The organism is Mesoterricola sp. JemC181, assembly GCF_055384585.1.
The window spans coordinates 1,912,647-1,938,088 of the sequence record NZ_AP045076.1; the positions used below are offsets into that span (position 1 = coordinate 1,912,647).

The 25,442-nt window shown below is 69.7% G+C and carries 27 protein-coding genes; 7 read left to right on the forward strand and 20 right to left on the reverse strand.

Annotated features, from left to right (window positions below; translation table 11 throughout):
* Window positions 1-95: 95 nt before the first annotated feature.
* Window positions 96-746 carry an HAD family hydrolase gene (locus ACZ5MC_RS08345; RefSeq protein ID WP_464517509.1) on the reverse strand — a complete coding sequence of 217 codons (651 nt, stop codon included), beginning with the start codon at window positions 744-746 and terminating at the stop codon, window positions 96-98.
* A gap of 60 nt (window positions 747-806) precedes the next feature.
* Between ACZ5MC_RS08345 and ACZ5MC_RS08350 the strand changes: the two genes are divergently transcribed.
* The 5 genes from ACZ5MC_RS08350 to ACZ5MC_RS08370 all read left to right on the forward strand — a co-directional run bounded on the left by ACZ5MC_RS08350 (window position 807) and on the right by ACZ5MC_RS08370 (window position 6,079).
* On the forward strand, window positions 807-1,418 hold the full coding sequence (locus ACZ5MC_RS08350) for a hypothetical protein (RefSeq protein WP_306599867.1): 612 nt from the start codon (window positions 807-809) through the stop codon (window positions 1,416-1,418).
* A 39-nt stretch (window positions 1,419-1,457) separates the two neighbouring features.
* A complete protein-coding gene (purF, locus tag ACZ5MC_RS08355; protein ID WP_306599868.1) occupies window positions 1,458-2,837 on the forward strand; it encodes an amidophosphoribosyltransferase in 1,380 nt (459 codons plus the stop codon).
* Window positions 2,834-3,181 carry a hypothetical protein gene (locus ACZ5MC_RS08360; protein ID WP_306599869.1) on the forward strand — a complete coding sequence of 116 codons (348 nt, stop codon included), beginning with the start codon at window positions 2,834-2,836 and terminating at the stop codon, window positions 3,179-3,181. The genes purF and ACZ5MC_RS08360 overlap by 4 nt, the downstream gene beginning before the upstream one ends.
* Window positions 3,174-4,049, forward strand: coding sequence for a tRNA (adenosine(37)-N6)-dimethylallyltransferase MiaA (miaA, locus tag ACZ5MC_RS08365; RefSeq protein ID WP_464517510.1), 876 nt, complete (start codon window positions 3,174-3,176; stop codon window positions 4,047-4,049). The genes ACZ5MC_RS08360 and miaA overlap by 8 nt, the downstream gene beginning before the upstream one ends.
* 125 nt (window positions 4,050-4,174) lie before the next feature.
* A complete protein-coding gene (locus tag ACZ5MC_RS08370; RefSeq protein ID WP_464517511.1) occupies window positions 4,175-6,079 on the forward strand; it encodes a HAMP domain-containing methyl-accepting chemotaxis protein in 1,905 nt (634 codons plus the stop codon).
* A gap of 33 nt (window positions 6,080-6,112) precedes the next feature.
* Here ACZ5MC_RS08370 and ACZ5MC_RS08375 read toward each other — a convergent pair whose 3' ends face one another.
* From ACZ5MC_RS08375 to flgB, 18 genes are all read right to left on the reverse strand, one after another.
* Window positions 6,113-6,886 carry a lysophospholipid acyltransferase family protein gene (locus ACZ5MC_RS08375; protein ID WP_306599872.1) on the reverse strand — a complete coding sequence of 258 codons (774 nt, stop codon included), beginning with the start codon at window positions 6,884-6,886 and terminating at the stop codon, window positions 6,113-6,115.
* A 14-nt stretch (window positions 6,887-6,900) separates the two neighbouring features.
* Window positions 6,901-7,584: a hemerythrin domain-containing protein gene (locus ACZ5MC_RS08380; RefSeq protein ID WP_306599873.1), complete on the reverse strand. Its 684-nt coding sequence runs from the start codon at window positions 7,582-7,584 to the stop codon at window positions 6,901-6,903.
* 35 nt (window positions 7,585-7,619) lie between these two features.
* Window positions 7,620-7,934: a membrane protein insertion efficiency factor YidD gene (gene yidD, locus ACZ5MC_RS08385; protein ID WP_306599874.1), complete on the reverse strand. Its 315-nt coding sequence runs from the start codon at window positions 7,932-7,934 to the stop codon at window positions 7,620-7,622.
* Entirely contained in the window at window positions 7,931-9,031 is a 1,101-nt protein-coding gene (ispG, locus tag ACZ5MC_RS08390; RefSeq protein ID WP_306599875.1) for a flavodoxin-dependent (E)-4-hydroxy-3-methylbut-2-enyl-diphosphate synthase, read from the reverse strand. The genes yidD and ispG overlap by 4 nt, the downstream gene beginning before the upstream one ends.
* A gap of 39 nt (window positions 9,032-9,070) precedes the next feature.
* Window positions 9,071-9,796: a response regulator gene (locus tag ACZ5MC_RS08395; RefSeq protein ID WP_306599876.1), complete on the reverse strand. Its 726-nt coding sequence runs from the start codon at window positions 9,794-9,796 to the stop codon at window positions 9,071-9,073.
* 56 nt (window positions 9,797-9,852) lie between these two features.
* Window positions 9,853-11,148, reverse strand: coding sequence for a flagellar hook protein FlgE (locus tag ACZ5MC_RS08400; protein ID WP_306599877.1), 1,296 nt, complete (start codon window positions 11,146-11,148; stop codon window positions 9,853-9,855).
* Between the two features lie 9 nt (window positions 11,149-11,157).
* Window positions 11,158-11,817, reverse strand: a complete 660-nt coding sequence (locus tag ACZ5MC_RS08405) for a flagellar hook assembly protein FlgD (RefSeq protein WP_306599878.1) — start codon at window positions 11,815-11,817, stop codon at window positions 11,158-11,160.
* A 40-nt stretch (window positions 11,818-11,857) separates the two neighbouring features.
* Window positions 11,858-13,582, reverse strand: a complete 1,725-nt coding sequence (locus tag ACZ5MC_RS08410; RefSeq protein WP_464517512.1) for a flagellar hook-length control protein FliK — start codon at window positions 13,580-13,582, stop codon at window positions 11,858-11,860.
* 90 nt (window positions 13,583-13,672) lie between these two features.
* A complete protein-coding gene (locus tag ACZ5MC_RS08415; RefSeq protein WP_306599880.1) occupies window positions 13,673-14,095 on the reverse strand; it encodes a hypothetical protein in 423 nt (140 codons plus the stop codon).
* Between the two features lie 190 nt (window positions 14,096-14,285).
* Window positions 14,286-14,804 (reverse strand): MotE family protein, encoded by a 519-nt coding sequence (locus ACZ5MC_RS08420; RefSeq protein WP_306599881.1) that lies wholly within the window; start codon window positions 14,802-14,804, stop codon window positions 14,286-14,288.
* 7 nt (window positions 14,805-14,811) lie between these two features.
* Window positions 14,812-15,276 (reverse strand): flagellar export protein FliJ, encoded by a 465-nt coding sequence (fliJ, locus tag ACZ5MC_RS08425; RefSeq protein ID WP_464517513.1) that lies wholly within the window; start codon window positions 15,274-15,276, stop codon window positions 14,812-14,814.
* 1 nt (window position 15,277) lies between these two features.
* Window positions 15,278-16,615: a FliI/YscN family ATPase gene (locus tag ACZ5MC_RS08430; RefSeq protein ID WP_306599883.1), complete on the reverse strand. Its 1,338-nt coding sequence runs from the start codon at window positions 16,613-16,615 to the stop codon at window positions 15,278-15,280.
* On the reverse strand, window positions 16,615-17,355 hold the full coding sequence (locus tag ACZ5MC_RS08435; RefSeq protein WP_306599884.1) for a FliH/SctL family protein: 741 nt from the start codon (window positions 17,353-17,355) through the stop codon (window positions 16,615-16,617). Before ACZ5MC_RS08435 ends, ACZ5MC_RS08430 begins: the two co-directional genes overlap by 1 nt.
* A complete protein-coding gene (gene fliG / locus ACZ5MC_RS08440) occupies window positions 17,345-18,349 on the reverse strand; it encodes a flagellar motor switch protein FliG (protein ID WP_306599885.1) in 1,005 nt (334 codons plus the stop codon). Before fliG ends, ACZ5MC_RS08435 begins: the two co-directional genes overlap by 11 nt.
* Window position 18,350: 1 nt before the next feature.
* Window positions 18,351-20,030 carry a flagellar basal-body MS-ring/collar protein FliF gene (gene fliF, locus ACZ5MC_RS08445; protein WP_306599886.1) on the reverse strand — a complete coding sequence of 560 codons (1,680 nt, stop codon included), beginning with the start codon at window positions 20,028-20,030 and terminating at the stop codon, window positions 18,351-18,353.
* Between the two features lie 31 nt (window positions 20,031-20,061).
* Window positions 20,062-20,376, reverse strand: coding sequence for a flagellar hook-basal body complex protein FliE (gene fliE / locus ACZ5MC_RS08450; protein ID WP_306599887.1), 315 nt, complete (start codon window positions 20,374-20,376; stop codon window positions 20,062-20,064).
* Window positions 20,377-20,464: 88 nt separating this feature from the next.
* On the reverse strand, window positions 20,465-20,890 hold the full coding sequence (gene flgC, locus ACZ5MC_RS08455; RefSeq protein ID WP_306599888.1) for a flagellar basal body rod protein FlgC: 426 nt from the start codon (window positions 20,888-20,890) through the stop codon (window positions 20,465-20,467).
* Window positions 20,890-21,300, reverse strand: a complete 411-nt coding sequence (gene flgB / locus ACZ5MC_RS08460) for a flagellar basal body rod protein FlgB (RefSeq protein ID WP_306599889.1) — start codon at window positions 21,298-21,300, stop codon at window positions 20,890-20,892. Before flgB ends, flgC begins: the two co-directional genes overlap by 1 nt.
* 145 nt (window positions 21,301-21,445) lie before the next feature.
* Between flgB and ACZ5MC_RS08465 the strand changes: the two genes are divergently transcribed.
* Together ACZ5MC_RS08465 and ACZ5MC_RS08470 are read left to right on the forward strand one after the other, a co-directional pair.
* A complete protein-coding gene (locus ACZ5MC_RS08465; protein WP_306599890.1) occupies window positions 21,446-21,781 on the forward strand; it encodes an STAS domain-containing protein in 336 nt (111 codons plus the stop codon).
* Window positions 21,782-21,790: 9 nt separating this feature from the next.
* A complete protein-coding gene (locus ACZ5MC_RS08470) occupies window positions 21,791-24,847 on the forward strand; it encodes a BamA/OMP85 family outer membrane protein (protein WP_464517514.1) in 3,057 nt (1,018 codons plus the stop codon).
* Here the strand turns inward: ACZ5MC_RS08470 and ACZ5MC_RS08475 are convergent.
* On the reverse strand, window positions 24,844-25,314 hold the full coding sequence (locus ACZ5MC_RS08475) for an FKBP-type peptidyl-prolyl cis-trans isomerase (protein ID WP_306599892.1): 471 nt from the start codon (window positions 25,312-25,314) through the stop codon (window positions 24,844-24,846). The genes ACZ5MC_RS08470 and ACZ5MC_RS08475 overlap by 4 nt on opposite strands.
* Window positions 25,315-25,442: the final 128 nt, after the last annotated feature.

Genomic DNA, 25,442 nt, shown 5'->3' on the forward strand with positions numbered 1-25,442 from the left:
AGGACGGCCTTCCTTCCGCGGATGCCGAGACCCGGCAGGTGCTCTGGGGCGGACGCACCCAAACCTCGGGCCACACGGGCAGGAGGCCAGGCGCGTCAGTTCCCCTTCCCGGTGCCCAGCAGCTTCCCCACCGCGCTCACCAGGTGCTCCGCCTCGGCTTCCGGCGGCAGGATCGGATGATCGCCCGGCACCAGGTCCCCGACCCCCAGGAACGGGATGCCCGCCAGTTCGGCGGCATGGCGGTCATGGGGACGGTCGCCCACGTAGAGGTGCGGGCCCTTGCAGCCGGCCATGGCCATGCGGATGAGGCCGGCGCGGTCCAGCCGGGGCAGGCTCCCCAGCCGGGGGATGCGCGGATCCACGCCCAGGAGGCCGGCCTTGAAGGCGAGGACCCTCGGGACATTCCCGGAAACCAGCCAGACGGCGCGGCCGGCGTCCACCAGGCGGGCCATGCCGTCGATGAGCCCCCGGAAGGCGGTGGGGGCGTGGCCCTGGGGGTGGAAGGCGTCCTCGAACCGGGCGAGGCACGCGGCCTCGTAGGCGGCGTAGTGGGCCTCGGACATGGGGACTCCGAAGCGCATGGCGTGGAGCTCGCCCATGATCTCCCAGTCGGTGGAGCCGGTGCAGCGGCGCAGCTGCTCCACGGTGGGTTCGGCGCCCCAGAGGTCGCCCAGGGCCTTCCTGAGCAGCACGTAGCCGCCGCCGAACTGTCCGAGTGTGCCGTCGAGGTCGAAGCAGAGTGGCATGCCTCCATTCTGGGGCAAAAAGGCGTGGCTGGGCGGGGATCCGGAGGCTACCCTGAATTCATGCGGTATTTCTCAGTGATCCTGGCGTCGGCCCTCATGGCCCTTTCTGTCGATGCGGCCGGATCCGGGGGGACCGTCCTGGACTACAAGGTCGTGGTGCGCATGCGGGACGGGGGCGCCCCCCTCGAGAGCCGCCTGCAGGTGGTCACCACGGCGCCCGTGGCCACGCACAACAGGGTCAAGCGCCCCCGGTTCGTGGGCTGGAGGATCCGGGCCTTCCCGGGCAAGGGGGGGCTGCCCCCCGCGTCGGTGCTGACCCGGGTGGAGAGCCTCCTGTACCTTGAAGGCCCCACGTCGGGCGTGGTGCCCAGGGAGGGGGGGATGCGTTTCGGCAAACGGTTCTGCCGGCTCTGGCAGGCCCTGACGCCCTCCTCCGTGGGGGCGTTCGTGTACCTGGCCGAGGTCTCCCCGAACCTCCTGGCCCTCTCCTACCTGAGCGCCAGCCTTCCGGAAGGGGACCTGGCCTCCATCGAACTCCACCTGGAAGGGGTCAGCCTGGGACCCGCCCCGGCCCCGGCCGAGGACGGGACGGTGCTCCTGCGCACCCTGCGCAAGTGGGGCGCCCTGCTGGACGACGATCAGCAAGTAATGGTTACAGAGCAGATACAGTGACCCCTCCGGGGTCGGTTATCCTGATGGACCGGGGGGATCATGGCTTTCAAGGACGAGTGCGGCGTATTCGGGATCTGGCCTGAGCTGGAAGCCTCGCGCCAGACCTACCTGGGGCTCTATGCCCTGCAGCACCGGGGCCAGGAGGCCGCGGGCATCTGCTCGCGCGACCAGGGCCGGCTCCACCTGCACAAGGGCCAGGGCTACGTGGCCGACGTCTTCACGGAGGCCACCCTGGACCGCCTCCCCGGGGACGGCGCCATCGGGCACACCCGGTATTCCACCACGGGCGGCAACGTGGCCTCGGCGGCCCACCCCTTCCTGGTGGAGGGCCGGTTCGGGCAGATCGCCCTGTGCCACAACGGCAACCTGACCAACACCGAGGAGCTGCGGAACCGCCTCATCCAGGAGGGCCAGGTCTTCTCCAGCCCCTCGGATTCCGAAGTGATCCTCGCCCTCATCAACCGGGCCCGGGCCGCCAGCGTCGTGGACGCGGTGGTGGAGGCGCTCCGGCAGGTGGAGGGGGCGTTCTCGGTGCTGATCATCACCAAGGACAAGTTCATGGCGGCCCGGGACCCCCGGGGCTTCCGGCCCCTGTCCATCGGGCGCCTGGGGGAGGCCACGGCCTTTTCCAGCGAGACCTGCGCCTTCGACCTGCTGGGGGCCGAGTACGTGCGCGAGGTGGAGGCCGGCGAGCTGGTGGTGCTGGACCGGGAAGGGCTCACGTCGGTGTTCCCCAGGGAGCGGATCCAGGCCCGGCCCTGCGTGTTCGAGCACGTGTACTTCGCCCGGCCCGACTCCTTCGTGTACGGCCTCTCCGTCATGGCCACCCGCCGGGAGATGGGGCGCCTCCTGGCCAGGCGCCACGGCGTCGCGGCCGACCTGGTGGTGCCCGTGCCCGACTCGGGCGTCTCGGCGGCCCTGGGCTACTCCGAGGAATCCGGGATCCCCTTCGACTTCGGCCTCATCCGCAACCACTACGTGGGACGCACCTTCATCGAGCCCAAGCAGAGCATCCGCTCCTTCGGGGTGAAGGTGAAGCTCAACCCCGTGCGCGAACTCCTCCGGGGCAAGCGCGTGGTGCTGGTGGACGACAGCGTGGTGCGGGGCACCACCAGCCGCAAGATCGTCTCCATGGTGCGCGCCGCGGGGGCCGCGGAGGTGCACATGCGCATCTCCAGCCCGCCCACCACCCACCCCTGCTTCTACGGCATCGACACGCCGGACCGGGAGCACCTGCTCGCGGCCACCCGGAACCTGGAGGAGATCCGGACCTTCATCGGCGCGGACACCATCGGCTACCTGACCCTGGAGGACCTCCAGTCCACCGTCCAGGACCTCGACGGGGGCCACTTCTGCTACGCGTGCTTCACGGGGGACTACCCCGTGCTCCCCCTGGGCGCCGCGAGCCGCTGCGGATGACCGGCCCGGCCGGGCCGGGCGGGCCCCTCCCATCCCAGTTCGAGGACGGCCTGCGCCTTCTGGCAGCGGCCCTGGCCCTCAAGGGCGACAGCCGCAGCGCCCCCGCCGCCACCACCGCCGCGTGCTCGGCCATCCAGCGCTTCCTGAAGATCCTCGAGGCCGGCGCCGCGCGCCGCCTCCCGGACCCCGGCGGCAACGTCGAGCGGCTCAGGGCCCAGTGCGGCGCCCTCCTCACCCTGCGCCAGGACCCCGCCTCCGCGCTGGACCACACCCTGGAGGCCGCGCGGCTCGCCCGGGACGAGGCGGCCCGCGTCATCGCGCTGCTGGCGGTGAGCCATGACTAGGATCGCGGTGCTCGGCCCCACGGCCTCGGGCAAGTCGGCCCTGGCCCTCGCCCTGGCCCGGCGCATCGGCGGCGAGGTGGTCAACGGCGACCCCTTCCAGGCCTACCGGGACCTGCCCGTGGGCACGGGCCAGCCCAGCGAGGCCGAGCGGGAGGGCATCCCCCACCACGGCTACGGCGTCCTGCCCCTGGAGACCGCCGTGAATCCGGCCTCCTTCGGGGAGCTGGCCCGGGGCTGGATCGGCGCCTGCGCCAACCCGGTGCTCGTCACCGGGTCCGGCCTCTACCTCCGGGGCGTCTGGGACCAGCTCACGCAGCTGCCCGACGTGCCCGAGGCGATCACCGCCAAGCTGCGCCGGTGGGTGGACCTGCTGGGCTCCCCGGCCCTGCACCGCTACCTGGCCGCGGTGGACCCCGCGCGCGCCGCCCAGCTCCATCCCAACGACCGCTCCCGGGTGCAGCGGGCCCTGGGCCTCCACCTGGCCACCGGGAGCCGCGCCTCGCTCTTCCTGGACGGCGTGGACCGGGGCGTGCCCGAGGGCTGGCTGGCCATCCTCGTGCTGCCTTCCCGGGAGCGCCAGCGGGAACGGGTGGCCGCCCGGGTTCGCCAGATGATCCGCGCCGGCTGGCAGAAGGAGGTGGCCGCCCTCCAGGGCACCCCGGCGGAGGCCGCGCTGCGCCGCCTGCGCCCCCTGGGCTACGACGTCTGGATGGACGAGCCCCGGGGCGCGGGCGCCCGCATCATCCTGGACACCCGCGCCTACGCCAAGCGGCAGGGGACCTACTTCCGCAACCAGTGGCCGGACGTGCCGGTCTGGGATCCCGACGCCGAACCGGTGGAGGCCGCGTTCGCCAAGCTGGGCCTCTGAGCCCGGGCCTTCCGGAGCTCCGGGTCAGCATTAAATTATTCCAGGCGCCTCCTGGCGCCGCTGGAATCCATGGCTATAGTTCCTGAGGTATTGTGCCATCGGAACCCTTTGCGCCTGGAGGCCCCATGACGTGGTTCAAGTCCCTCCGGCTGGCCACCCAGCTCATCACGGCCTTCGTGGCCGTGGCCCTCATCACCGTCGTCGTGGGGATCTTCGGCATCCGCGCGTCCTTCGACCTCCACCGGATGATGGAGGACGCCTACTCCAACTGCACCCTGGCGGTGATCAACACCAGCAACGCCACCTTGGCCCTGGCCAACTGCCAGAGGGCCCTGGGCAACATCGTCCTGGCCCAGGACACCGCCTACCGCACGGCCCAGATCGATCACATGGGCAAGTACCGCGCCTCCGTCGCCGACTGGGTCGCCCGGGAGCGGAAGACCATGATGGGCGAGGCCGAGGTGGCCCAGTGGAAGCTCTACGACCAGTTGTGGGAGCCCTACGTCACATCCACCCGCAAGCTCGTCGTCCTGGCCGAGGCCGGCAAGCGCGCCGAGGCGGAGAAGTGGCTGGTCGGGGACGTGCGCCCCACGTACGGCGCCGTGGAGAAGCTCCTGGCCGAGGTGGTGGAGATCAACCGGCTGAACGCCGAGGCCGCCAACAAGGCCGGCCAGGCCGTGTACGAAAAGGTCCGCTGGCAGGCCGGGACGCTCGTCGCCGCCTGCTTCGTGCTCTCCATCCTGCTGGGGGGCCTGGTGACCCGGATCATCAAGGGCCAGGTGGGGGGCGAACCCGCCCTTGCCGCCTCCATCGCCCAGCGCGTGGCCCAGGGCGACATCACCATGGAGGTCCCGGTCGCCGAGGGCGACGCCACCAGCATGATGGCCGCCATGAGGACCATGGTCGCCACCCTCTCGCGGGTCCTGGCCGAGACCCAGAAGGTCGTGGAGGCCGCGGGCCGGGGCGACTTCCACCAGCGCATCGCCGTGGAGGGGAGCCGGGGCTACATCCTGGCCCTGGGCACGTCCCTCAACACGCTCTCCGAGACCTGCCAGAAGGGGCTCAGCGACGTGCGGCGGGTCATGGAGGCCGCGGCCAAGGGCGACCTGTCGGAGCGGATCACGGTGGCCTACGAGGGGGAGTTCCTGCGCCTCAAGGATGCCTCCAACGCCACCGTCGAGAAGCTGTCCGAGACCATCGGCGGCGTGCTGGAAGCCTGCAGCAGCCTCGTGGAGGCGTCCGAACAGCTCAGCTCCACGGCCCAGGCCCTGAGCCAGGGCGCCTCGGAACAGGCCGCCAGCGTGGAGGAGACCAGCGCGTCCATGGAGGAGATGAGCGCCTCCATCGCCCAGAACAACGAGAACGCCAAGGTCACCGGGGACCTCGCCATCAAGACCGCCCGCGAGACCGTGGAGGGCGGCGCGGCCGTGCGGGAGACCGTGGACGCCATGAAGCAGATCGCCCGGAAGATCGCCATCATCGACGACATCGCCTACCAGACCAACCTGCTGGCCCTGAACGCCGCCATCGAGGCGGGGCGGGCCGGGGAGCACGGCAAAGGCTTCGCCGTGGTGGCCGCCGAGGTGCGCAAGCTGGCCGAGCGCAGCCAGATCGCGGCCGAGGAGATCAGCGCCCTGGCCTCGGGCAGCGTGGAGCTGGCCGGGAAGGCCGGGAACCTCCTGGAGACCATCGTGCCCTCCATCCAGAAGACCGCCGACCTGGTGCAGGAGATCGCCGCGGCATCCAGCGAACAGAACTCCGGCGTGGGCCAGATCAACGCCGCCATCGGCCAGATCAGCCAGGCCGTGGCCCAGAACGCCGCAGCCTCCGAGGAACTGGCCTCCACCTCGGAGGAGGTCAACGCCCAGGCCCTGGAGCTCCAGGCCGCCATGGACTTCTTCAGCCTGGGCGAAGAGGCCCGTCCCTCGCGGGGGCGCCGCGGGGTGCGGCCCCCGCCCAGGAAGGGCGGCGCGCCGGCGCGGATGGGCTCCAAGGAGGCCCACGCCGAGCAGGACTTCACGAGGTTCTGACCCGGGCCGTACGGCCGTATCCGCCGCCCCGTCTCACCCTTCCCTGGCGGGAGCAGGCGATGCCGCGGGGACCTTGGCCCGTTCCCTCAGGTCCACGATGCGGGCCCGCACCTCGGCCATGAGGTCCTCCTTCGTCTCGAAGTCCCTGGGGTGGATGGGCTGGCCCACGGTGATGACGTACTTCCACGGCCGCACCAGGAGCTTGCCGGGGGGCAGCATGTGGTAGGCGCCGCCGATGCCCAGGGGGAGGATGGGGGTGTCGGCGTCCACGGCCAGGGCGAAGCCGCCCTTCTTGAAGGGGAGCAGCTCCCCGGTGCGGGTGCGGGTGCCCTCGGGGAAGAGGACGACGCTCTTGCCGCCCCGTATCTGGCGGGCGGCCTCGGCGATGCTGGCCACGGCCTTCTCGCGGTTGCTGCGGTCGATGAAGATGGTGCCGGCCATCATGGCGGCCCAGCCCACCGGGACCATCCACTTCAGCTCCTTCTTGGCCAGGTACACGGCCGGGATGGGCAGGGTGCCCATGAGCACGGGCGGGTCCAGGAGGCTTTCGTGGTTGGCCATGAAGATCACCGGCTGGCGGCGCTCCCGGATGTCCTCGGGCAGGTCCTCCCACCCGATGAGCTCGTTGTGCATGCCGAAGAACCGGAAGATGGACCGGCTCCACAGCGGCCCGAAGGTCCAGAAGCTCCGCTTGGGCCCCAGGAAGGGCGCCCCCAGGATGATGGTGACGGCCGTGAGCGGAAGGCTCACCAGCCCCCAGGCGGTGACCGTCGCCCTCCACGGCCAGGTGCTCTTCCAACCTCCCACGATGGGCTCCATGATCAGGCCGGGAGGGCCCTGGGGAAGAGGATGTGGTTCTCGAGGAAGAGGTGGAGGTGCAGGTCGTCCTCCAGATTCCGCAGGCCCAGGTAGATGGCTCTCAGGTGCGCCGGGGAGTCCGGGGTGATCTCGTAGTCGGAGGTGATGAGCCGGATGTTGTGGAGGAGCTCCTCGGCGGCCTGGTGCTCGGCGGAGATGGTGCGGGCCTGTTCCGAGGGGGTGCTGAGCGAGATGGGCGTCACGCCTCCGTTTTCGGCGGCGCAGATGGCCGGGAAGAGGTTGCGCTCCTCCATCTGGAAGTGGGCCACCAGGTCCCTGGCGAGGCTGGCGAAGTGGACCTTGATGCGGATGAGGACGGCCTGGGCGGGGCCGGGGATGGCCAGGCCCGCGTCCAGGAGCTTCTGGATGCGCACCAGCTCCTCCCGGGTGAAGGCGTGGTGATGGTGCACGATGTGGTGGACCAGTTCGGGGATGGTCGCCATCATCCAGTCGCGCGGCGCCTGGGGCTTGAGGGCGTCCAGCTCCTGGGCGACCTTGTCCGGCGCCAGGCCCTGGACCTTGCAGGCCTCGGCGAGGGTCAGGCCCCCCTGGCCGTGCACGTCGATGCCGAGGCGGCAGAGGTGGCGGGTCACGGCCTGGCTGGAGGCGGCCAGCTGTTCGATGGGGCTGGAGGTGTCGATGGGCATGCGGGAGTCCTGGATTGACGCGAGCTAGTACCTTATCACGGCACCGGGTCGTGGCCGCCGTGGCCGAAGGGGTTGCATCGGAGGATCCGCCAGGTGGTGAGGGCCCCTCCCCGGAGGGTCCCGTACTTCCGCACGCAGCCCAGGCCGTAGTGGCTGCAGGTGGGGGTGAACTTGCACTGGGAGGGCAGGGCGGGGCCCAGGGTGGCCTGGTAGGCCCGGATGGCCCCCCGGGCCACCCAGGCCGTGGGCTGGAAGGGCACGGGCAGGAAGGCCTCCAGGATCAGGTAGATCCCGCAGGCCAGCAGGGGATGGGCAAACAGCGCGTCGATCACCCGCCGGACTCCCGTCACGCGTCCTTCTCTGCCTTGAACCGGCGCGCCTCCTCCAGAAAGGCGGGGACCAGGTCGGCCTCCTTGACCTTGCGGATGAGGATGCCCTTGCGGTAGATGAGGCCCTCGCCGGCGCCGCCGGCCACGCCCAGGTCCGCGTCCCGGGCCTCGCCGGGACCGTTGACCACGCAGCCCATGACGGCGTACGTGACGTCCTCGTGGTTGATCTCCCGCAGGCCCTCCTCGATCTGGTGGGCGACGGTGTTCAGGTCGATCTGCACCCGGCCGCAGGAAGGGCAGCTGACCATGTGGAAGCCCCCCGTGCGCAGCTCCAGGGCCCGGAGCAGCTCGTGGCCGATCTTGCACTCCTCCTCGCCGTCGCCGGTGAGCGAGACCCGGATGGTGTCGCCCAGGCCCTCGGCCAGGAGGATGCCCAGGCCGGCGCTGCTGCGGATGGTGGCGCCCCAGGGGGTGCCGGCCTCGGTGATGCCCAGGTGGAAGGGGTAGTCCACCTGCTTGGCCAGCAGCCGGTAGGCCTGCACGGTGCGCACCACGTCCGAGGCCTTGAGGCTGATCTTGGTGTTGAAGAACTGTTCCTTCTCCAGCATCTCCAGGTGCCGCAGGGCGCTCTCCACCATGGCCTCGGGGGTGGCCGTGCCGCCGAACTTCTCCACCAGGTCCTTCTCGAGGCTGCCGGCGTTGACGCCGATGCGGATGGGGATGCCCAGGCCGCCGGCCTTCTCCACCACGGCCCGCACCCGGTCCTGCCCCCCGATGTTGCCCGGGTTGATGCGCAGGCAGGCGGCGCCGCCGTCGGCGGCCACCAGGGCCAGGCGGTAGTCGAAGTGGATGTCGGCCACCACGGGGATGGGACTGCGGGCGGTGATCTCGTGGAACACCTCCCCGGCCTTCTTGGTGGGCACCGAGACCCGCACGATCTCGCAGCCGGCGGCCGCGTACGCGTAGATCTGCTTGACGGTGGCCTCCACGTCCCGGGTGTCGGTCTTGGTCATGCTCTGCACGGTGATCGGGGCATCCCCTCCCACGGGCACGCCACCCACCAGGATCTGGCGGGTCTTGCGCCGGGGCGCGAGGGATCGGGAAGCAAGTTCGGACATAGGTGGACCTCGGCCAGCTCCGCGCTGGATCTCCCCAGTCTAATCCTGATCCGCCGGGTCGGTAATGGGGGACTGGAACGGTTGCCGGCTGCTGAGGGCCAGATCCAGGATCCGCCCCGATGCGTAAGGCTTTGTGATGTACGTGTGCAGGTTCTGGATCTGGTTCAGCACCTTGTTGGTGCTTTCGAGGCAGTCCCTCAGGTCCCGGAGCTCGGAGGGGGTGGGGGGCGTGCTGGACTTGATGAAGCGGTCCAGCAGGATCTGGGCGGAAGCCAGGGGCTGGGCCAGCTCGTGGGCCGTGCCGCCGGCGACCTCCAGGAGGGCCCGGTTGCGCTCCCCGGCCAGGGCCGCGTCCCGCTGGCGGGAAAGGCGCACCATCATGCGCAGCTTCACCAGGAGTTCGCTGAACACGTAGGGCTTGACCAGGTAGTCGATGCCCCCGGAATCGATGCCCTCCTTCACCCAGTCCTCCCCGATGCGCACCGCGCTGATGAAGATGAGCGGGGTGGTGGCGTTGAGCTGGGACCTGCGGATCTGCCGGCAGGCCTCGATGCCGTCCATGCCGGGCAGGCTGACGTCCATGAGGATGCCCTCGAACACCAGCCGGGAGCAGACCTCCAGGGCCTCGTCCCCGCTCTGCACCAGGGTCAGGTTGAAGGGGAGGTTGCGCAGCTCCCGTTCGTGGACCTTGAGGTTCCCGATGAGGTCGTCGACGATGAGGATGCGTCCGGGGTTCGCAGGCGTCGGAATATAGGAATCGATCATGGGGCTCCCGGATAGCAGATTAACGCCGGAAGCCCCATGTTGTCAGAGGTAAAAAATCAGCGCACGAGGTTGAGGACTTCCTGGAGCAGGTTGTTGGCGGTGGTGACGACCCGGCTGTTCGCCTGATATCCGTTCTGGTTGATGATCATCCGGGTGAGCTCGGTGGCCACGTCCACGTTGGACAGTTCGAGGTTGGAACCCAGCACGCCGCCCCGGCCGCCCTGGTTCGCCGCGCCCACCGCGGCCGAGCCGCTGGCCACCGTGGCGATGTAATTGTTGCCGCCCTGCTTGGAGAGGCCGTTCTCGTTGAGGAAGGTGCTGATGGCCACCTGGCCCATGGCGATGGTCTGGCCGTTGGTGTAGTTGCCGATGATCATGCCGTCCTGGTCCACGGTCAGGCTGCTCACGGTGCCGGCCCCGAAGCCGTCCTGGCTGCTGCCGGAGGTGGTCGACGCCGCCGCGTAGCTGGTGAGGAACTTGGTGAGGCCGCCGGAACTGGTGGGCGTGGTGAGGAGCCAGTTGGTGGTGTTGGCCGCGGCGCCGTTGGTCCAGCCGCTGATGGTCAGCACCGGGTTGTTGGGGGCGGCCGCCGTGGGCGTGATGACGACGCCGCCCAGCGTGTAGCTGGTGAGGACGCCGCTGCTGTTGAACTGGACGGAAGTGGGCATGCCGGCGACGGTGCCGCCGTCGGTGGCCGTGGCGGCCACGTTCCACTGGCCGACCGTGGCGGTGGGCGTGAACGTGAAGGTCACGCTGTGGGTGGCGCCCAGGCTGTCGTAGACCTGCACGGTGGAGGTGAAGGGCGTGGAGCCCACCGCCGCCGTGGAATCCAGGTTGGCGATGATCTCCAGGTTGGAGGTGGGCACGCCGCCCGACGTGCCGGCCATGTTCAGCAGGATGGGCGCGGGCAGGCCGCCCGGGTTCACCACGCCGGCGTTGGCGTTCCAGCCCATGACCTTGTCGCCCTGGGAATCGACCAGGTATCCGGTCTTGTCGATGGTGAAGTTGCCGTTGCGGGTGTAGACCGCGCTGCCGGTCTTGTTCTGCAGGGTGAAGAAGCCGTTGCCCTGCATGGCCATGTCGGTGACGCTGCCGGTCTGCTGGAAGGAGCCCTGGGCGAAGTCCTGGGCCACCGAGCCCAGCGAGGCGCCGAGGCCCACCTGCATCGGGTTGCCGTTGCCCTGGGTGCCCTGGTTGGCGATGGCGGCGTTGAAGAGGTCCTGGAACTGGGAGCTGGACCCCTTGAACCCGGCCGTGTTGAGGTTGGCCAGGTTGTTTCCGATCACGCTCAAGGCGGAGGCGTTGGTGGAGAGCCCGGAGAGGCTGGCGTAGAAGGAAGAGTAGAGGCCCATGGTTCGCTCCTAGCTGGAAATCCGGGTGATGTTGGACAGGGAATACTGGCTGCCGCCGGCGGTGACCTTCACTTCGTTGTTCACGAAGGAGACCGCGGAGACCACGGCGCTGGTGGTGGTGGAGGCGGTGACGGGGGCCCCGTTGGCGGTCTTGGCGGAGACGGCGACCGTGTAGTTCCCGTCGGGCAGCTGGACGCCGTTGTCGTCCTTGCCGTTCCAGTTCAGGGTGCTGTCGCCCGCGCCCAGGGCGCCGGGGCCCAGGGTCCTGACGATCTTGCCGTTGGCGTCCTTGATGGTCAGCGTGGCGTTGCCGTCGGCGCCCATGCTCACCCCGATCGCGGCGGCGCCGCCCGAGAGGGCGACGTTGCTCGAGGTGATCTGGATCTTCTTGCCGATGAGGTCGGCGCTCTGGGCCTGGTACAGCGCGGCGTTCTGGGTCTGGATGCTGGCCAGCAGGGTGTTGGTGTTCTGCTGGGCCTCCAGCGAGGAGAACGTGGCCATCTGGGCCACCATCTGGTTGGGGTCCTGGGTGTTGGTGGGGTCCTGGTGCTGGAGCTGGGCGACCAGGAGCTTCAGGAACGCATCCTTGGACAGGGTGTTCGAGGCCTTGGTCGTGGCGGCGGTGTTGGCCGTCGTGGAGCTGGTCGTGGAGACGGTCGGGGATTGCATGCTGGATTCCTCCGGGAGGCTATAGGCAGGAGTCGTGCCGTCAGGCGACGATCTCGATCCGGTGCGGGTTCAGGGGGACTGGGCCCGCGGGGATGGGCGTTTCCTGCCCGATTTCCGGGCCGCCCCGGAAGGCGGCGGCGGCCTGGGAGGGCTCGGTGGGCAAAGGCGTCTCACCGCCCTGCCGGCCCTGGTGGAGATCGAAGCTGCCGAGGTTGAGGCCCTGCTCGCGCAGGGAGGCTTCCAGGAAGGCGCGGTGCTCCTGGAGGACGGGCAGGGCCGAGGCGTCCGAGGCCCAGACGCGGGCGTGGACGTCGGTGCCCTCGACGCGGAGCTTGATCTGCACCGTGCCCAGCGACTCGGGGTGGAGCTGGAGCTCGGCGCCGGTCTCATGGTTCTTCAGGAGCCAGCGGATGCTGCCGTCCACCTGGGTCACGAGGCTGGGATGGGCCGCCGGCAGGGGCGTCTCCGCCGCGGCCGTGGTGGCCGCGACCCGCACCGCGGCCGTGGCTCCGGGCGCGAGGGCCGCCAGGGCCGCCTCGGGCCCCGGGGTCGCGGCCGCGCGCGGCGCGGCAGGCGCCGGCTGGGCCAGCTGGGCCACCTGGGTCGGGGCCACCGCCGGGGCCGCGGGGTCCTGCTGCGCGGCCTGGCCCAGGATGGCGGGCGTCTCCACCGCCGGCCTGGGCTGGTGGAGCAGCTCGGTGAGGGCGGGCTTGGCGGCGGCGGGCGCCTCGGCGGGGGCCGCCGCCTTCACCTGGAGCTTTACGCCGGGGACCGCCAGGTCGAGGGCCGCCTTGGCCTGGGGCAGGGAGAGCGCGGGGGCGGCGGCCTGGGGGTCGGCAACCGGCCGGGCAGGGGCGGGTTCGACGCCGGGATCCGCCTGGAGGTGCTCGGTTCCAGGCTTGGGCGCCGGGTCCTGGGCGGTCTGCGGATTCTCCACGGGGACCGGGGGGGGCGCAACCCCCGCCCCGGCCCCCGTCCCATCCGGGGATACGGGTGGCTGGGTGCTGGACGAGGGGGCCACCGGCGCGGCGGGGGCAGCGGCGGTTGCGGTCCCCGCGGCGCTCGCAGGGGCCACCGGGGCTGAAGGGGCCGCGGGGACTGAACGGGCCACAGGGACCGAAGGGTCCACAGGGACCGAAGGGGCTGGGGCGGGAACCGCTTGCCCGGCAGGCTTGGCCCCTGCCAGGGAGGACCCGGACGCTGCCCCGACGGCCGGGGCCTCCACCGCCAGGGGAGCCGAATCGGCCGGCACCGGCGCCAGGGGCGCTGCGGCCTTCGGATCCGGTGCGGGCTGGGCCATGGCCGCCAGGAGGGCCGCCATGGCCGCCCCCGGATCGGGGATGACCACGGGCGCATCGGCGGGTTTCGTGGCGGCATCCGTTGCCTGGGGGTCGAGGGTGGCTGCCGGGCTGGTTCCGGCCGTTTTGGGGTCCGGTCCGCCCTCGGGGGCGGCGGGATTGGCCGGGGCGGCATCCGCCGCAGGTGCGGCGGCCGGCTTCGGGGCGGGATCCGCGGCCGGCTTGGGGGCGGGATCCTGGCGCTTGACGGGCGCCCGCGGAGCCGCGTCCTGGCGCCTGTTCACGGCCGCCTGGGCGGATTCCGGGCCCTCGGGAGCCTGCTCCGGCCGGGGAGCGGGGGCTGCGTCCCGGGTGTCGGACACCAGATTATTGATGATGCCCGAGAACCGGGAGCCGGAACCCTGGGCGGGTTCCTTCCCCTGGACTCCCGCGGCGGACTCCCCGTGGCTGGTGACGGCTTGAAGCATCGGACCTCCACCCGGGAGACTGGACCGGGTGACCTTCCATCGCACAGGCCGTGCCGGAACCACCCGGCGGATTTCGCCGGGTGGCCCGGCTCATTCCTGGGGCTTCCGGGTGCGGGAGGCTTCCCCGCCCTTGCGGCCGATCTCCTCCATGTGGGACCGGTCCTGGCTCACGGCCTCGCCGCCCTTGCGGCCGATCTGGGCCATGTGGCTCCGGTCCTGGCTCACGGAGGTGCCGCCCTTGCGGCCGATCTCCTCCATGTGGGACCGGTCCTGGCTCACGGCCTCGCCGCCCTTGCGGCCGATCTGGGACATGTGGGACCGGTCCTGGCTCACGGCCTCGCCGCCCTTTCGGCCGATTTCGGCCATGTGGGCCCGGTTCTGGCTCACGGACTGGCCGCCCTTGCGGCCGATCTCCGCCATGTGGGCGCGGTTCTGGCTCACGGACTGGCCACCCTTGCGGCCGATCTCGGCCATGTGGTCCCGGGTGGCAGGTGCGGCTTCCTGCGCGTTCATTTGGATATTTTCATCGTTGTTGGCTGCCATGATGTCCTCCACTTCTCCATTGTTCTGGGGCCGGACGGGAAAAAGTTTCCTCGACGGCTTTGATAAGATCTAAAAAATATTTATTAAAAGTGTTCATAGGGTAATTAATTGTTTTTATCCGTTCATAAACTCCTTCCCAAAAAAACTAAGAGGTACCTTATCACTCCTTGGGGCGTGTCAACCCTACTTTTTCAGACAGCAGCGCCGCAAGTTTAGCGTCCCTGGGAGCCAGCTGATCGAGGATGTGGGCGGCCTTCTTGGCCTGCATTCCGCCCAGCAGGCTCACGCACACCTCCTGGTTCAGGCCGGCCAGCTCCTTCACCGCCGGCGCCGCGGCGACGGGGTCCATGTTCTCGTAGGTGCGGATGATCTGGATGTCGATGGGCGGGCGGGTCTTCAGGGCCGTGAGCTTCAGGTTGGCCTCCTGGAGGGCCTTCTCCCGGTTCTGGAGGTCGGCGCGGTCCTTCTCCAGGGAGCCCTGGAGGGTGGTCAGGCGCTCCTCCATCTGGCGCAGCTCGGCCTCCTTCTGGTTCACGGCCTTCTCCCGGGCCTGGACCTTCTCGGCCAGTTCGCCCATCTTCACGCCCTCGGTGGTCTGGGGGGCCTGGGCGGAGAGCCAGATGACCCCGGCGGACAGTGCGAGGGGGGCGACGACCCATGCGAGGTTCTTGACGTTCATGGCTGCCTCACCGATTGGATGCCTGCGAATGCGTAAAGTGGTACCGGAGAACGGCGATTTCATCCATTTCCCGGGTTTCCTCGTGGAGGAGCTCCAGGGCGTGCTGTTCCTGGCGGCGCTCCTTGAGGCGCTGGAGGACCAGCTGGTCCTGGTGGGCCTTGAGCAGGGCCTGCCGGGCCTCGGCGACCCGGGCCTCGGCCTGGGCCACGGCCTCCTCGGCCTCCGCGATGCGCCGTTCCACCACGAGGAGGAAGCGCTCCGTGGCCCGCCACCGGTCCAGGTCGACGGCCTCGTTCAGGCCGGTGCGCCGGCTCTCCAGGGCCACCCGCTGGGCCTCCCGGAGCTCGGCGACCCGGGCCGCGGCCCGGTCCCGGGCGAGGATGGCCACCGCCAGGCGGCGCTTGGCCTCCTCCTCCAGGGCGACGCGCACCCGCAGGAGGGACTCGAGGCGGAACCGGAACCGGGCCGGCACGTCACACCGCCGGCTTCAGGAAGGGGGCCAGGTCGATACCGAATATCTGGCCCATGGCCAGGAGGGTGGACCGGTAGTCGGAGCCCTCCGCCACGGCCTGGCGCAGGAAGGCCTGGATGACCGGCTGGAACTGGATGGCCTGGTCGATGTTGGGGCTGGCGCCCTTGGTGTAGGCGCCGATCTGGATGAGGTCCTCGGCGTCGGCGTAGGTGGCCATGAGGTCCCGCATCTTGGCGCAGAGCTGCTTCTGCTCCGGGACGGCCAGGGCCGAGAACAGGCGCGAGATGCTCGGGAGCACGTCGATGGCGGGGAAGTGGTTCTTGGAGGCCAGCTTGCGGGAGAGGATCACGTGGCCGTCCAGGATGCCGCGCACGGCGTCCGAGATGGGCTCGTTCATGTCGTCGCCTTCCACGAGCACCGTGAAGATTCCGGTGATGGACCCCTGGCCCTCGAAGGTGCCGGCCCGCTCCATGAGCCGGGGCAGCAGGGCGAAGACCGACGGCGTGTAGCCCCGGGAGGAGGGCGGCTCCCCCGCCGACAGCCCCACTTCCCGCTGGGCCATGGCGAAGCGGGTGACGCTGTCCATCATCATGAGGACGTCCTTGCCCTGGCGCATGAAGTACTCGGACACGGCCATGCCCGCCAGGGCGCAGCGCAGGCGCAGGAGGGGGGTCTGGTCGCTGGTGGCCACCACCACCACGCTGCGGGCCAGGCCCTCGGGGCCCAGATCGTTCTCGATGAATTCCTTCAGCTCGCGGCCCCGCTCCCCCACCAGGGCGATGACGTTCACCTGGGCCGAGGTGTTCCGGGCGATCATGCCCATGAGGGTGGACTTGCCCACCCCCGAGCCCGAGAAGATGCCGATGCGCTGGCCCTTGCCCAGGGTGAGGAGCCCGTCGATGGCGCGCACGCCGGTGGCCAGGACCTCCTTGATCATGCGGCGCTGCATGGGATTGGGGGGGCGCCCGTGGATGGGGACCCGGTCCTGGGCGTCGAGCGGGGGGCCGCCGTCCAGGGGCCGGCCCAGGGGGTCGATGACCCGGCCCAGCAGGGCGTTGGACACGGGCAGCTCGGGCTGGTGCCCCCTGGCCTCCACCATGAGGCCGGGGCGGATGCCCTCGATGTTCTCCACGGGCATGAGGAGCACCTGCTGGCCCTGGAAGCCCACCACCTCGGCGATGACCTGGCGCCCGTCCTGCATGTGGATGATCATCTGCTCGCCCACGGAGCCCTCGGGACCCCGGGACTCCACCACCAGGCCCACGACCTTGCTCACCCGTCCCAGCACGTCGCCGGGGGGCAGCAGCTTGACCTCGCGGGTCAGGGCGGCGAAGTCCATCAGCCCTCCTGCTCCCGGGTCCTCTGCAGGAGCTCCAGGAGACGGACCCGGCGGCGCTCGAGGGTGGCGTCCAGCACGCCCGCGACGCTTTCCACCCGCAGGCTGCCGCGGCTGAGGGCATCGTCCTCCCGCACGCCCACGCCGGGGTGGTTCCGGGCGGAAGGCCCCAGCAGGTCCAGGTCGCGGGGGTTCATGAGCACGGTGAGGCCGGGGCGGCCCTGGAGATCGGCGTCGCCCTCGGGGAAGGGGTGGGACTCCAGCACCCGGGCCAGGAGGGGCGCGATGGTCGAGGCGCCCTCCTGCACTTCGCGGGCCGCCAGGTACTCGGCCATGGCCAGGGTGAGGGCCAGGAGCTCCTCCTGGGTGACCTTGGCGTTGAGGTCGAGGGAGGCGGAAAGGTCGCCCAGCGCGGCGTCCAGGCGCTGGATCTGGGCCTTGTACTGGCTCTCGCCGAAGGTGCGGCCCTCGGCCTCGCCGGCCTGGAACCCCTCCTCGTAGGCCTTGCGGGCCACGTCGTGGGCGTCCCGCTCGGCCTGCTGGAGCTTCTCGTAGATGATCTGGTCCACCGAGGCCAGGCGCCGGGCGTCCTCCTCGGGCGTGGTGAGCTCCGAGGACAGGGGCTCGTCGTCCAGGCTCTCCCCGCCCTCCATGGGCCCGGAGAAGTCCGCGGCGAAGTAGGGGAAGGCCTCGATGGCGTCCAGGTCCACGTGCCGGGCGGGAATGACCCGTTCAGCTGACATAGTCGTCCCCGCCGCCGCCGCCGATGCTGATGACGCCTTCCTCCTCCAGCTGGCGCACGATCTCCACGATCTCGTGCTGGGCCTTCTCCACGTCCTTGAGCTTGACCGGGCCCATGAACTCCATCTCCTCCTTCATGAGCTCCACGGCCCGGGAGGACATGTTGCGGAAGAACTGGTTGCGCAGCTCCTCGGAGGTGCCCTTGAGGGCCGTGGTGAGGGACTTCTTGTCCACGCGCTTGAGGATCTCGGCGATGCCCAGGTCGTCGATGAGCAGGATGTCGTCGAAGACGAACATGAGGTCGCGGATGCTCGCGGCCAGCTGCGGGTTCTCGTTCTCGATCTTCTCCAGCACCACGCGGCCCGTGGTGCGGTCCATGCGGTTGAAGAGCTCGGCCACGGCGCGCACCCCGCCGTAGGCCTCGGTGGCGAACGATCCCAGGGCCTCCAGCTTCTGTTCGAGGATGAGCGAGATGCGGCGCACCACCTCGGGGCTGATCTCCTGGAGGTTGGCCATGCGCATGGCCACGTCGGCCCGCAGGGCCTCGGGGAGGCTGGCGATGAGGTCCCCGGCCTGGGAGGCGTTGAGGTGGGCCAGGATCAGGGCGATGGTCTGGGGGTGCTCGTTCTGGATGAACTTCGAGAGCTGCTGGGGGTTGGCCCGCTCGATGCTCGAGAAGCCCGCGGAGGATTCCAGGGCCTTGGTGAGCCGGTCGATGATCTTGCGCGCGGCCTCGGGGCCCACGGACTTGATGAGCAGCTTCTTGGCATACTCGATGCCGCCCTGGGCGATGTAGGTCTTGGCCAGGGTCATGGTGTGGAACTCTTCCAGCACCTCGTCGGCCGTTTCGGGCTGCACGTGCTTGGTGAGGGCGATCTCCTTGGAGATGTTCTGGATCTCGTCTTCTTCCAGGAACTTGAAGATGCTGGAGGCGGTCTCGTCGCCCAGGGCGACCATGAGGACCGCGGCTTTTTGCGCGCCGGAAAGCTTGGCCATGCTATCTCCCGTCCTCGATCATCCAGGATCTCACCAGGGAGGCCACGGTCTCGGCGTCGCTGAGCGTGCTCTCCTGGATGCGCTTCTTGATCAGGGAGCGGCGCTGGGCTTCGGGCGCCGAGGAGGCCCCCTCGGCGTTGAGCTCGGCCTCGATCTCGGATTCCATCTCGGCCATGGATTTGAGCGGCGTGAACTTCCGGGGGGCCCCGGGTTCGCCCGGCGCTCCGCCTTCGGCGCCCACGCGCACCCGGAGGGGGGCGGGACGGTTGAGGGCTGAGGAGAGGCGCTTGAGCATGGGCAGGATGATCAGGAAGAAGACGACCAACCCAAGGATGATCCACAGGACCTTGGGCGCCAGTTCCCAGCCGAGATTGATCCACCTCTGCTGCCTGGCCTCCTGCTCCTCCTTGGGGTTGCTGGTGGGGGCGAAGGCCATGTTTTCCACTGTCAATTCATCACCGCGCTTCTGCTGGAAGCCGATGGCCGAGGCCACCTGCTCCCGGATCTTCTTCAGCTCGTCGGCGGTGCGGGGCGTGACCTTCTCCACGGGATTGCCCTTGGCGTCCTTCTCCCACTTGCTGCCGTCGTCCACGATGACGGCCAGGGACAGGCGCCGCACGTTGCCGGGGGCCTGCTCCACGGACTTGAGGGTCTTGGAGATCTCGTAGTGGGTGGTGGTCTCCTCCTTCTTGTGGCTGTCGGTGCCCGGCGTGCCGGGAGCGGGCTGGTTGATGGGGGGCACGTTGGAGGGGGTGCCGGGCACGCCGGCCACGCCGTCGCGCTTCTGGCCCTCCTCCTTCAGGACCTTGAGGTCCCGCTCCACCTGGCCGGCGGGGTCGAAGGTCTCGGAATTGACCTTCACCTTGTCGAAGTCCAGGTCCACCCGCGCGGTGGCCCGCACCTTGCCGATGCCCACCACCGGCTCCAGCAGCTCGGTGACCATCCTCACCAGGTGGTCCTCCTCCTCGCGCTGGGCCTTCTTCTGCACGTCCGAGGCCCCCACCGCGGGGTCGCGCCCGGTGCGGCTGAGGATCCGGCTGAACTGGTCGATGACCACCACCTGGTCGGGCTTGAGGCCCTCCACGCTGGCGGCCACCAGGTTCACGATGGCCTGGGTGTTCTCGTCGGGCAGGGCCCGGCCGCCCTTGAGCTTGAGGAGCACGGAGGCCTTGGCCTCCTCCTTCTCCGTGGCGAAGGGGCTGTCGTTCTGGGGGGTGATGTGCACCGTGGCGCCCGCCACCTGCTGGAGCGCCATGATGGTCTTGGCCAGGTTGGCCTCCAGGGCCCGGCGGTACATGATCTTCTGGGTGAAGTCGGTGGTGGTGAGGCCGGGGTTCTCCAGCTTGTCGAAGCCGATGCCCTCGCCCTGGGGCAGGCCGTCCCCGGCGAACTTCAGGCGCAGGTCGCCCACGCGCTTCTCGGGCACGGACACCGTGCGCTGGTCCGTGCTCAATTCGTATTTAATATTCTGCTTCTTCAGCTCTTCGACGATGCGGTTGGCGTCCAGGGGGGGCAGGTTGCTGAAGAGCACCCCCATGTTCTCCTGCCCGGCCCACAGGCCGAAGCCGATGAGGACCAGGAGCACCGTCAAGGTCATGGCGGCGACCATCCCCTTCTGGGTGGCCGTCATGTTCTCCAGTGCCTGGGTGAATTGCTTGGTGACGCTGTTCTCGTCGGCCATTGGGTCCTTTCGATGGCCGGAAAGCTATGCGTCACATCTGCATTCGCATCACTTCGCGGTATGCGTCCACCAGCTTGGAACGGACGGCCATCATCATCTGGAAGCTGACATCGGCCTTCTGGACCGCCAGAATCGCCGTGTGCATGTCAGTGGAGTTTCCACTTATCAAGTTCCGTGCCTCTTGCTCGGCGTTGGCGTGGGAGTCGTTCACTTCGGCCAGGGCCTGCTTCAGGATGTCGGCGAACGGCGTGGCTTCCGACCCGGCCTGGCCGCTGGCGGCAGGCTTCTGGGCGGCCTGGGCGAGGGCGTCGAGGGAGGGGAGCTGGCTGGGGAGAATGGGGTTCATGGCGAACCTTGCGATGGAACTGCTTCAGGATGGGGTGTTCCTGGCCGGGGGGCCAGTCAGAAATCCGTCACCGGGCGAAATCCGCCCATCAGGTAACCCGGAGCAAATCCTGGGCCGAAAGCGTCATGGTCCGCACCGCCCGCACCACCGAGGCGTTGGCGTCGAAGCCCCGGCTGGCCTCGGTGAGGTTGACCATCTCCTCCACGGGGTTGACGTTGGGGTACTGCACGATCCCCGAGGCGTCGGCGTCCGGATGGCCCGGGTCGTACTTGGTGAGGAAGGGGTCCTGGGAGGCGCGGATCTCGGCCACCTTGACCCCGGTCACGGGCACGCCGTTGGGGCCCATGTCCAGGGTGTCCACCGAGAACACGGCGTCCTTGCGGCGGAAGGGGCCCCCCTGGGGGGTCCGCGTGGTCTCGGCGTTGGCGATGTTGGAGGCCACCAGCTGGGCCCGGAGGCGCTGGGCGGCCATGCCGGAGGCGGCGATGTTGTTGATGGCGTCGAAGGTGCTCATTATTTGGCCGCATCCCGGATGGCGCCCAGCACGAGCTTGAGCTCGCCCTGGGCCAGGTTGGAACTCATGGTGAAGATGGTCTGGGTCTGGTTGAGCAGCATGTTCTCCCGGTCCAGGTGCACGTCGTTGCCGTCGTTGCGTTCCGAGGTGATGTCGACCGGGTGGATGATGGCCGGGGGCGTGATCCCCTTGTCGAAGGAGGATGGGGCGCCCGGGGTGGGCGAGAACTGCCTATCCAGCTTCTCCATCTCGGTCTTGAAGGCCGCCGCGAAGTCGAAGTCCTTGGTGCGGTAGCCGGGCGTATCGATGTTGGCCAGATTCGAGGCGATGAGGGAGATGCGCTGGGTGGCCAGGGACATGCCCTTGTCGGCGAGCGCGATCATGGGGTTCTGGGAAACCAGGTCGAACATGGGGACACCTAGGTGAAGGTGTCCGGAAAGCCATCCGGACCCCCCCCTCATTGCATGGTTCATGCCGCATCGCCCCGCACCGCAATCGTGGGTTGGGTTTGGCCACCCGCCTTGGTAGACTCCTGGAATACCGTGAGGAATGCATATGAAGATCACCCAACGCGACCACCAGGGCATCACCATCCTCTACCCCGAGGGCAAGATCACGCTGGGGGACGGGGACCAGGAACTCGGCGAGGCCGTGCGCACCGTCCTGGAGGCCGGCAGCCGCCGCATCATTCTTAACCTGAGCAAAGTCAGCTACCTCGATTCCTCGGGCGTGGGCGAGCTGGTGGGCTGCTACACCTCCATCAAGAACAAGGGCGGAGAGCTGCGCATCTGCGGCATGAACTCCCGCATCTTCAATCTGATCACCATGACCAGCCTCCACTCCGTCTTCGACGTGAAGGAAACCGAGGAAGAGTCCCTCGCCGGCTTCTAACCCAAGCCGATGAACCGCTTCGGCCCGCCCCTGCTCCTCCTGGCAGTTCCTGCCCTGGGCCTGGGGCAGGCGCCGGCGGACCGGCTGGAGTTCGTGGGCGGAAGCGTGGACGATCAGGCGTTCGCACGGGCGGCAGCCGGGGTCCGCCCTGGCCACGCCCTGTCGGGGCCGGAGTTCCAGCTTGCCCTCGAGGCCATCCGGGCCACGGACCGCTTCCGGGCCGTGGAGGGCGGCCAGGGCGTGGTGCGCCTGGATCCCTGGCCCCGGGTGGCCGCCATCCAGGTGCGGGGCGATGCGCCCTCCTCCCTGCGCAGGAACCTCTTCCCGGGCCTCCGGAAGGGCGACCGGGTCGGGGCCACCCGCCTGGAGGCCCAGCGGGCCCAGGCCCAGGAGCACCTGGTCGCCGCGGGCTACCCCGCCGCCCGGGTCGCCGTGTCCAGGGCCGAAGGGGACACCCGGATCGTGATGGACCTGGCCCTTGGCAGGCCCAACCTCATCCGGGGCGTGGAGGTGGTGGGCAAGGTCGGCCCGTTTTCAACGGCGTCCCTCGTCCGGGAGACCAAGGTGGTGCCGGGCGTCACCCTGTGGAACCGGGAGGTGGAGCTGGAGTGCCTGCGGCGCCTGCGGAAGAAGCTGGTGGGCGCCAAGCGCTTTGAGAGCCACGTCGACCTCGACTGGGATACCGGCGGCCTGCTGCGCATCACCCTGGACGTGGGGCCGAAGGTGATCCTCACGTCCGACGGCGCCGGGCTGGGCTGGACCACCACCCTGAAGGACCTGGTCCCCCTCGCCCGGGCGGACCATTACACCCCGGAGCTCCTGGACGAGGGGGAGCGGCGCATCGTGCGCCTGTTCCGGTCCCGCGGGCACCTGGACCCCCAGGTGACCTACAGCCGGACCGTGACGAAGACCGGCCCCGAGGGGCCGGAAGAGGTGGTCGTGACCTACCACCTGGCCCCCGGCCCCGTCTCGAAGCTGGGCGCCTTCACGTTCGAGGGCAACCAGGCCGTGAGCGAGAAGGACCTGCGCAAGGCCGCCGACGTGGGGGGCTTCCTGGGCGCCAAGGCCCGGCCCGAGCTCCTGGACGCCGCCGAGAACCACATCCAGGCGCTGTACGAGAGCCGCGGGTTCACCGACGCCAAGGTCCGGCGCTCCGTGGAGCTCAGGAACGGCAAGGCCGACCTGGTGTTCCGCATCCGCGAAGGGCGCCAGCGGCTCGTGAACTGGGCGCGGCTGGACCTGCCCCCCGAGGGCTTCGGCGATCCCTGGGGCCTGGGGTCCGGCCTGGCCCTGCTGTTCGCCGACAAGCCGGTGTTCGTCGCCGACCGGGACGGGGCGCGGATCTACCGCAGCGACCGCCGCGAGATGGCGGGCTGCGAAGCCGCCCTGGCCCTCCACCCCGTGGAGGGGAGGCTGCAGGTCACGCTCACCTTCTCCAGGCCCATCCCGCTCCTCAAGGCGGACCTCTTCCGGGCCTACACCTCGGTCCGCCAGCAGCATCTGGTCGCGCTGGGCGTCCTGCGCCCCACCGTGCGCTCCCAGGTGGTGGTGGAGGAGAGCGGCGCCTGCGGCATCCTCTTCGAGGTGCCCGACCAGCCCATGGAGAAGGTGGACCGCGTGGTGGTGCGGGGCGCCGGGAGGACCCGCGCCAGGGCTGTGCTGCGCGAGATCAACCTGAACCCCGGCGATCCCCTCGACCAGGACAAGCTGGGCCGGGCCCAGGGGCGCCTGGGCGGCCTCGGGGCCTTCCAGCGGGTGGAGGTGTCCAACCTCGCCGAAGGCGCCGAGGCGGGCCCGCCCTCCCCGTGGAAGGCCGGCGACCTGCTGTTCCGCGCCGAGGAGCGCTCCCCCTGGGTGATCACCAACTCCTTCGGCTACGACCGCACCCAGGGCTACTACCTGGGCACGGGCGTCCAGCGCCTGAACGTCGGAGGCATGGGCCGCACCGTGGACTTCAACGCCCGCGCCGGCGACGGGTTCCTGAACAACCGCACCCTGCGCGAGACGTTCCCCACGGGCCAGTACACGAGGTCACTGAACTCCGTCTCCCTGGGCTACACCGACCCCTGGTTCGAACCCGGCAAACTGGGCGAGGCGCTGCCGGACCGCACCACCTTCCGCACGGAGGGGGCGTACATCCAGGAGCAGCGCTACATCTACCAGGTGCGCCGGCGCCGGTTCCTCGCCTCGCTGCGGTGGGCGCTGCCTTCCCGGGTGGCCGTGGAGGCCGGGTACCGGTTCGAGCGGGTCGAGGTGGCGGCCAGCAACGACAACATCAACAGCGACGACCTGACCAAGATCGCCAAGTACCCCGACCGGGCCATCATCTCCTCCCCCTACGTCCAGGTGGTGCGGGACACCCGCGACAGCGCCTTCGACCCCACCACCGGAACCTACTCCCTGGCCCGATTCGAGGCCGCCAGCCAGTTCTTCCTCACCAGCAAGAACAGCAGCTTCATGAAGCTGGACCTGCGCAACCAGTGGACCTGGCCCGTGGGCTACAAGGCCTCGGCCGGCGTGGTGGCCTTCGGGGTCCGCCTGGGCCTGGCCGTTCCCACCGCCAAGACCGCCGAGGACCTGCCGCTTTCGGAGCGGTTCTTCGCGGGCGGTTCGGGCACCATGCGCGGCGTGGAGCCCGACTTCCTGGGCCCCCTGGGCCGCATCCCCATCTTGAACGCCGACGGCAAAATCAAGATGATCACCGGCCCCGACGGCCTTCCGGTGGAAGCCACCGAGCAGATCCCCCTGGGCGGCCAGGCCCTCTTCATCGCGAACCTGGAGTACCGCTTCCCCATCCTCGGCCCGACCCTGTGGGGCGAGGTCTTCGTGGACACCGGCCAGGTCTACCAGAAGCCCGGCCGCGCCTGGTCCGAGGACGCCAAGGGCAACCGCACCAACCTGCCCCTGCGCACCGCGCTGGGCCTGGGCATCATCGTGAAGCTGGGCATCCCGCTGAAGCTGGAGTACGCCGCGGACGTGGACAGGATCCTCGGCCGGCCCCGGTCCGCCGGGGACCGGAGCACGCAGCTGAGGAACGTCACGATCTCGGCGGGCTTCCAGTTCTAGCGGAAGTCGATCAGCTCCACGTCGAAGATCAGGTCCGCGTTGGGGGGGATCACGCCGCCCGCGCCGCGGGAGCCGTAGCCCAGGGCGGCGGGGATGTGGAGGGTGCGCTTGCCGCCCTTCTTCATGGTGATCACGCCCTCGTCCCAGCCCTTGATGACCTGGCCGACGCCCACGCTGAAGGAGAAGGGCTGGCCCCGGTCCACGGAGCTGTCGAACTTCTTGCCGGGCTTGCCGCCGTCGGAGAGCCAGCCGGTGTAGTGCATGACGCAGGTCTGGCCCTTCTTCGGGGACTCGCCCGTTCCTTCGTTGGTTTCGAGGTAGCTGAGGCCGCTGGGGGTGGTGATCATGACGGGTCCTTTTTTGGTGACGGGCGCCGGGGTCTTCTTCTTGGCGCGGGTGGGGGGTTGCGCGGCTGCCGAGGAGGCCAGCAGGGCGAGCGGGAGGCAAAGGAGGAAAGCGCGGTTCAAGGGTCCCCCAAAGGGAAGAGTGTAGCGTCCCCGGTGCCGGGTGGAACCCCCGGGTGCGCGTCGTCCTGGATCGCCCGCCTAGCAAAACCAGGAGACCCCCCGGCTCTGCCGGGGTGGCAGTAGAAGTT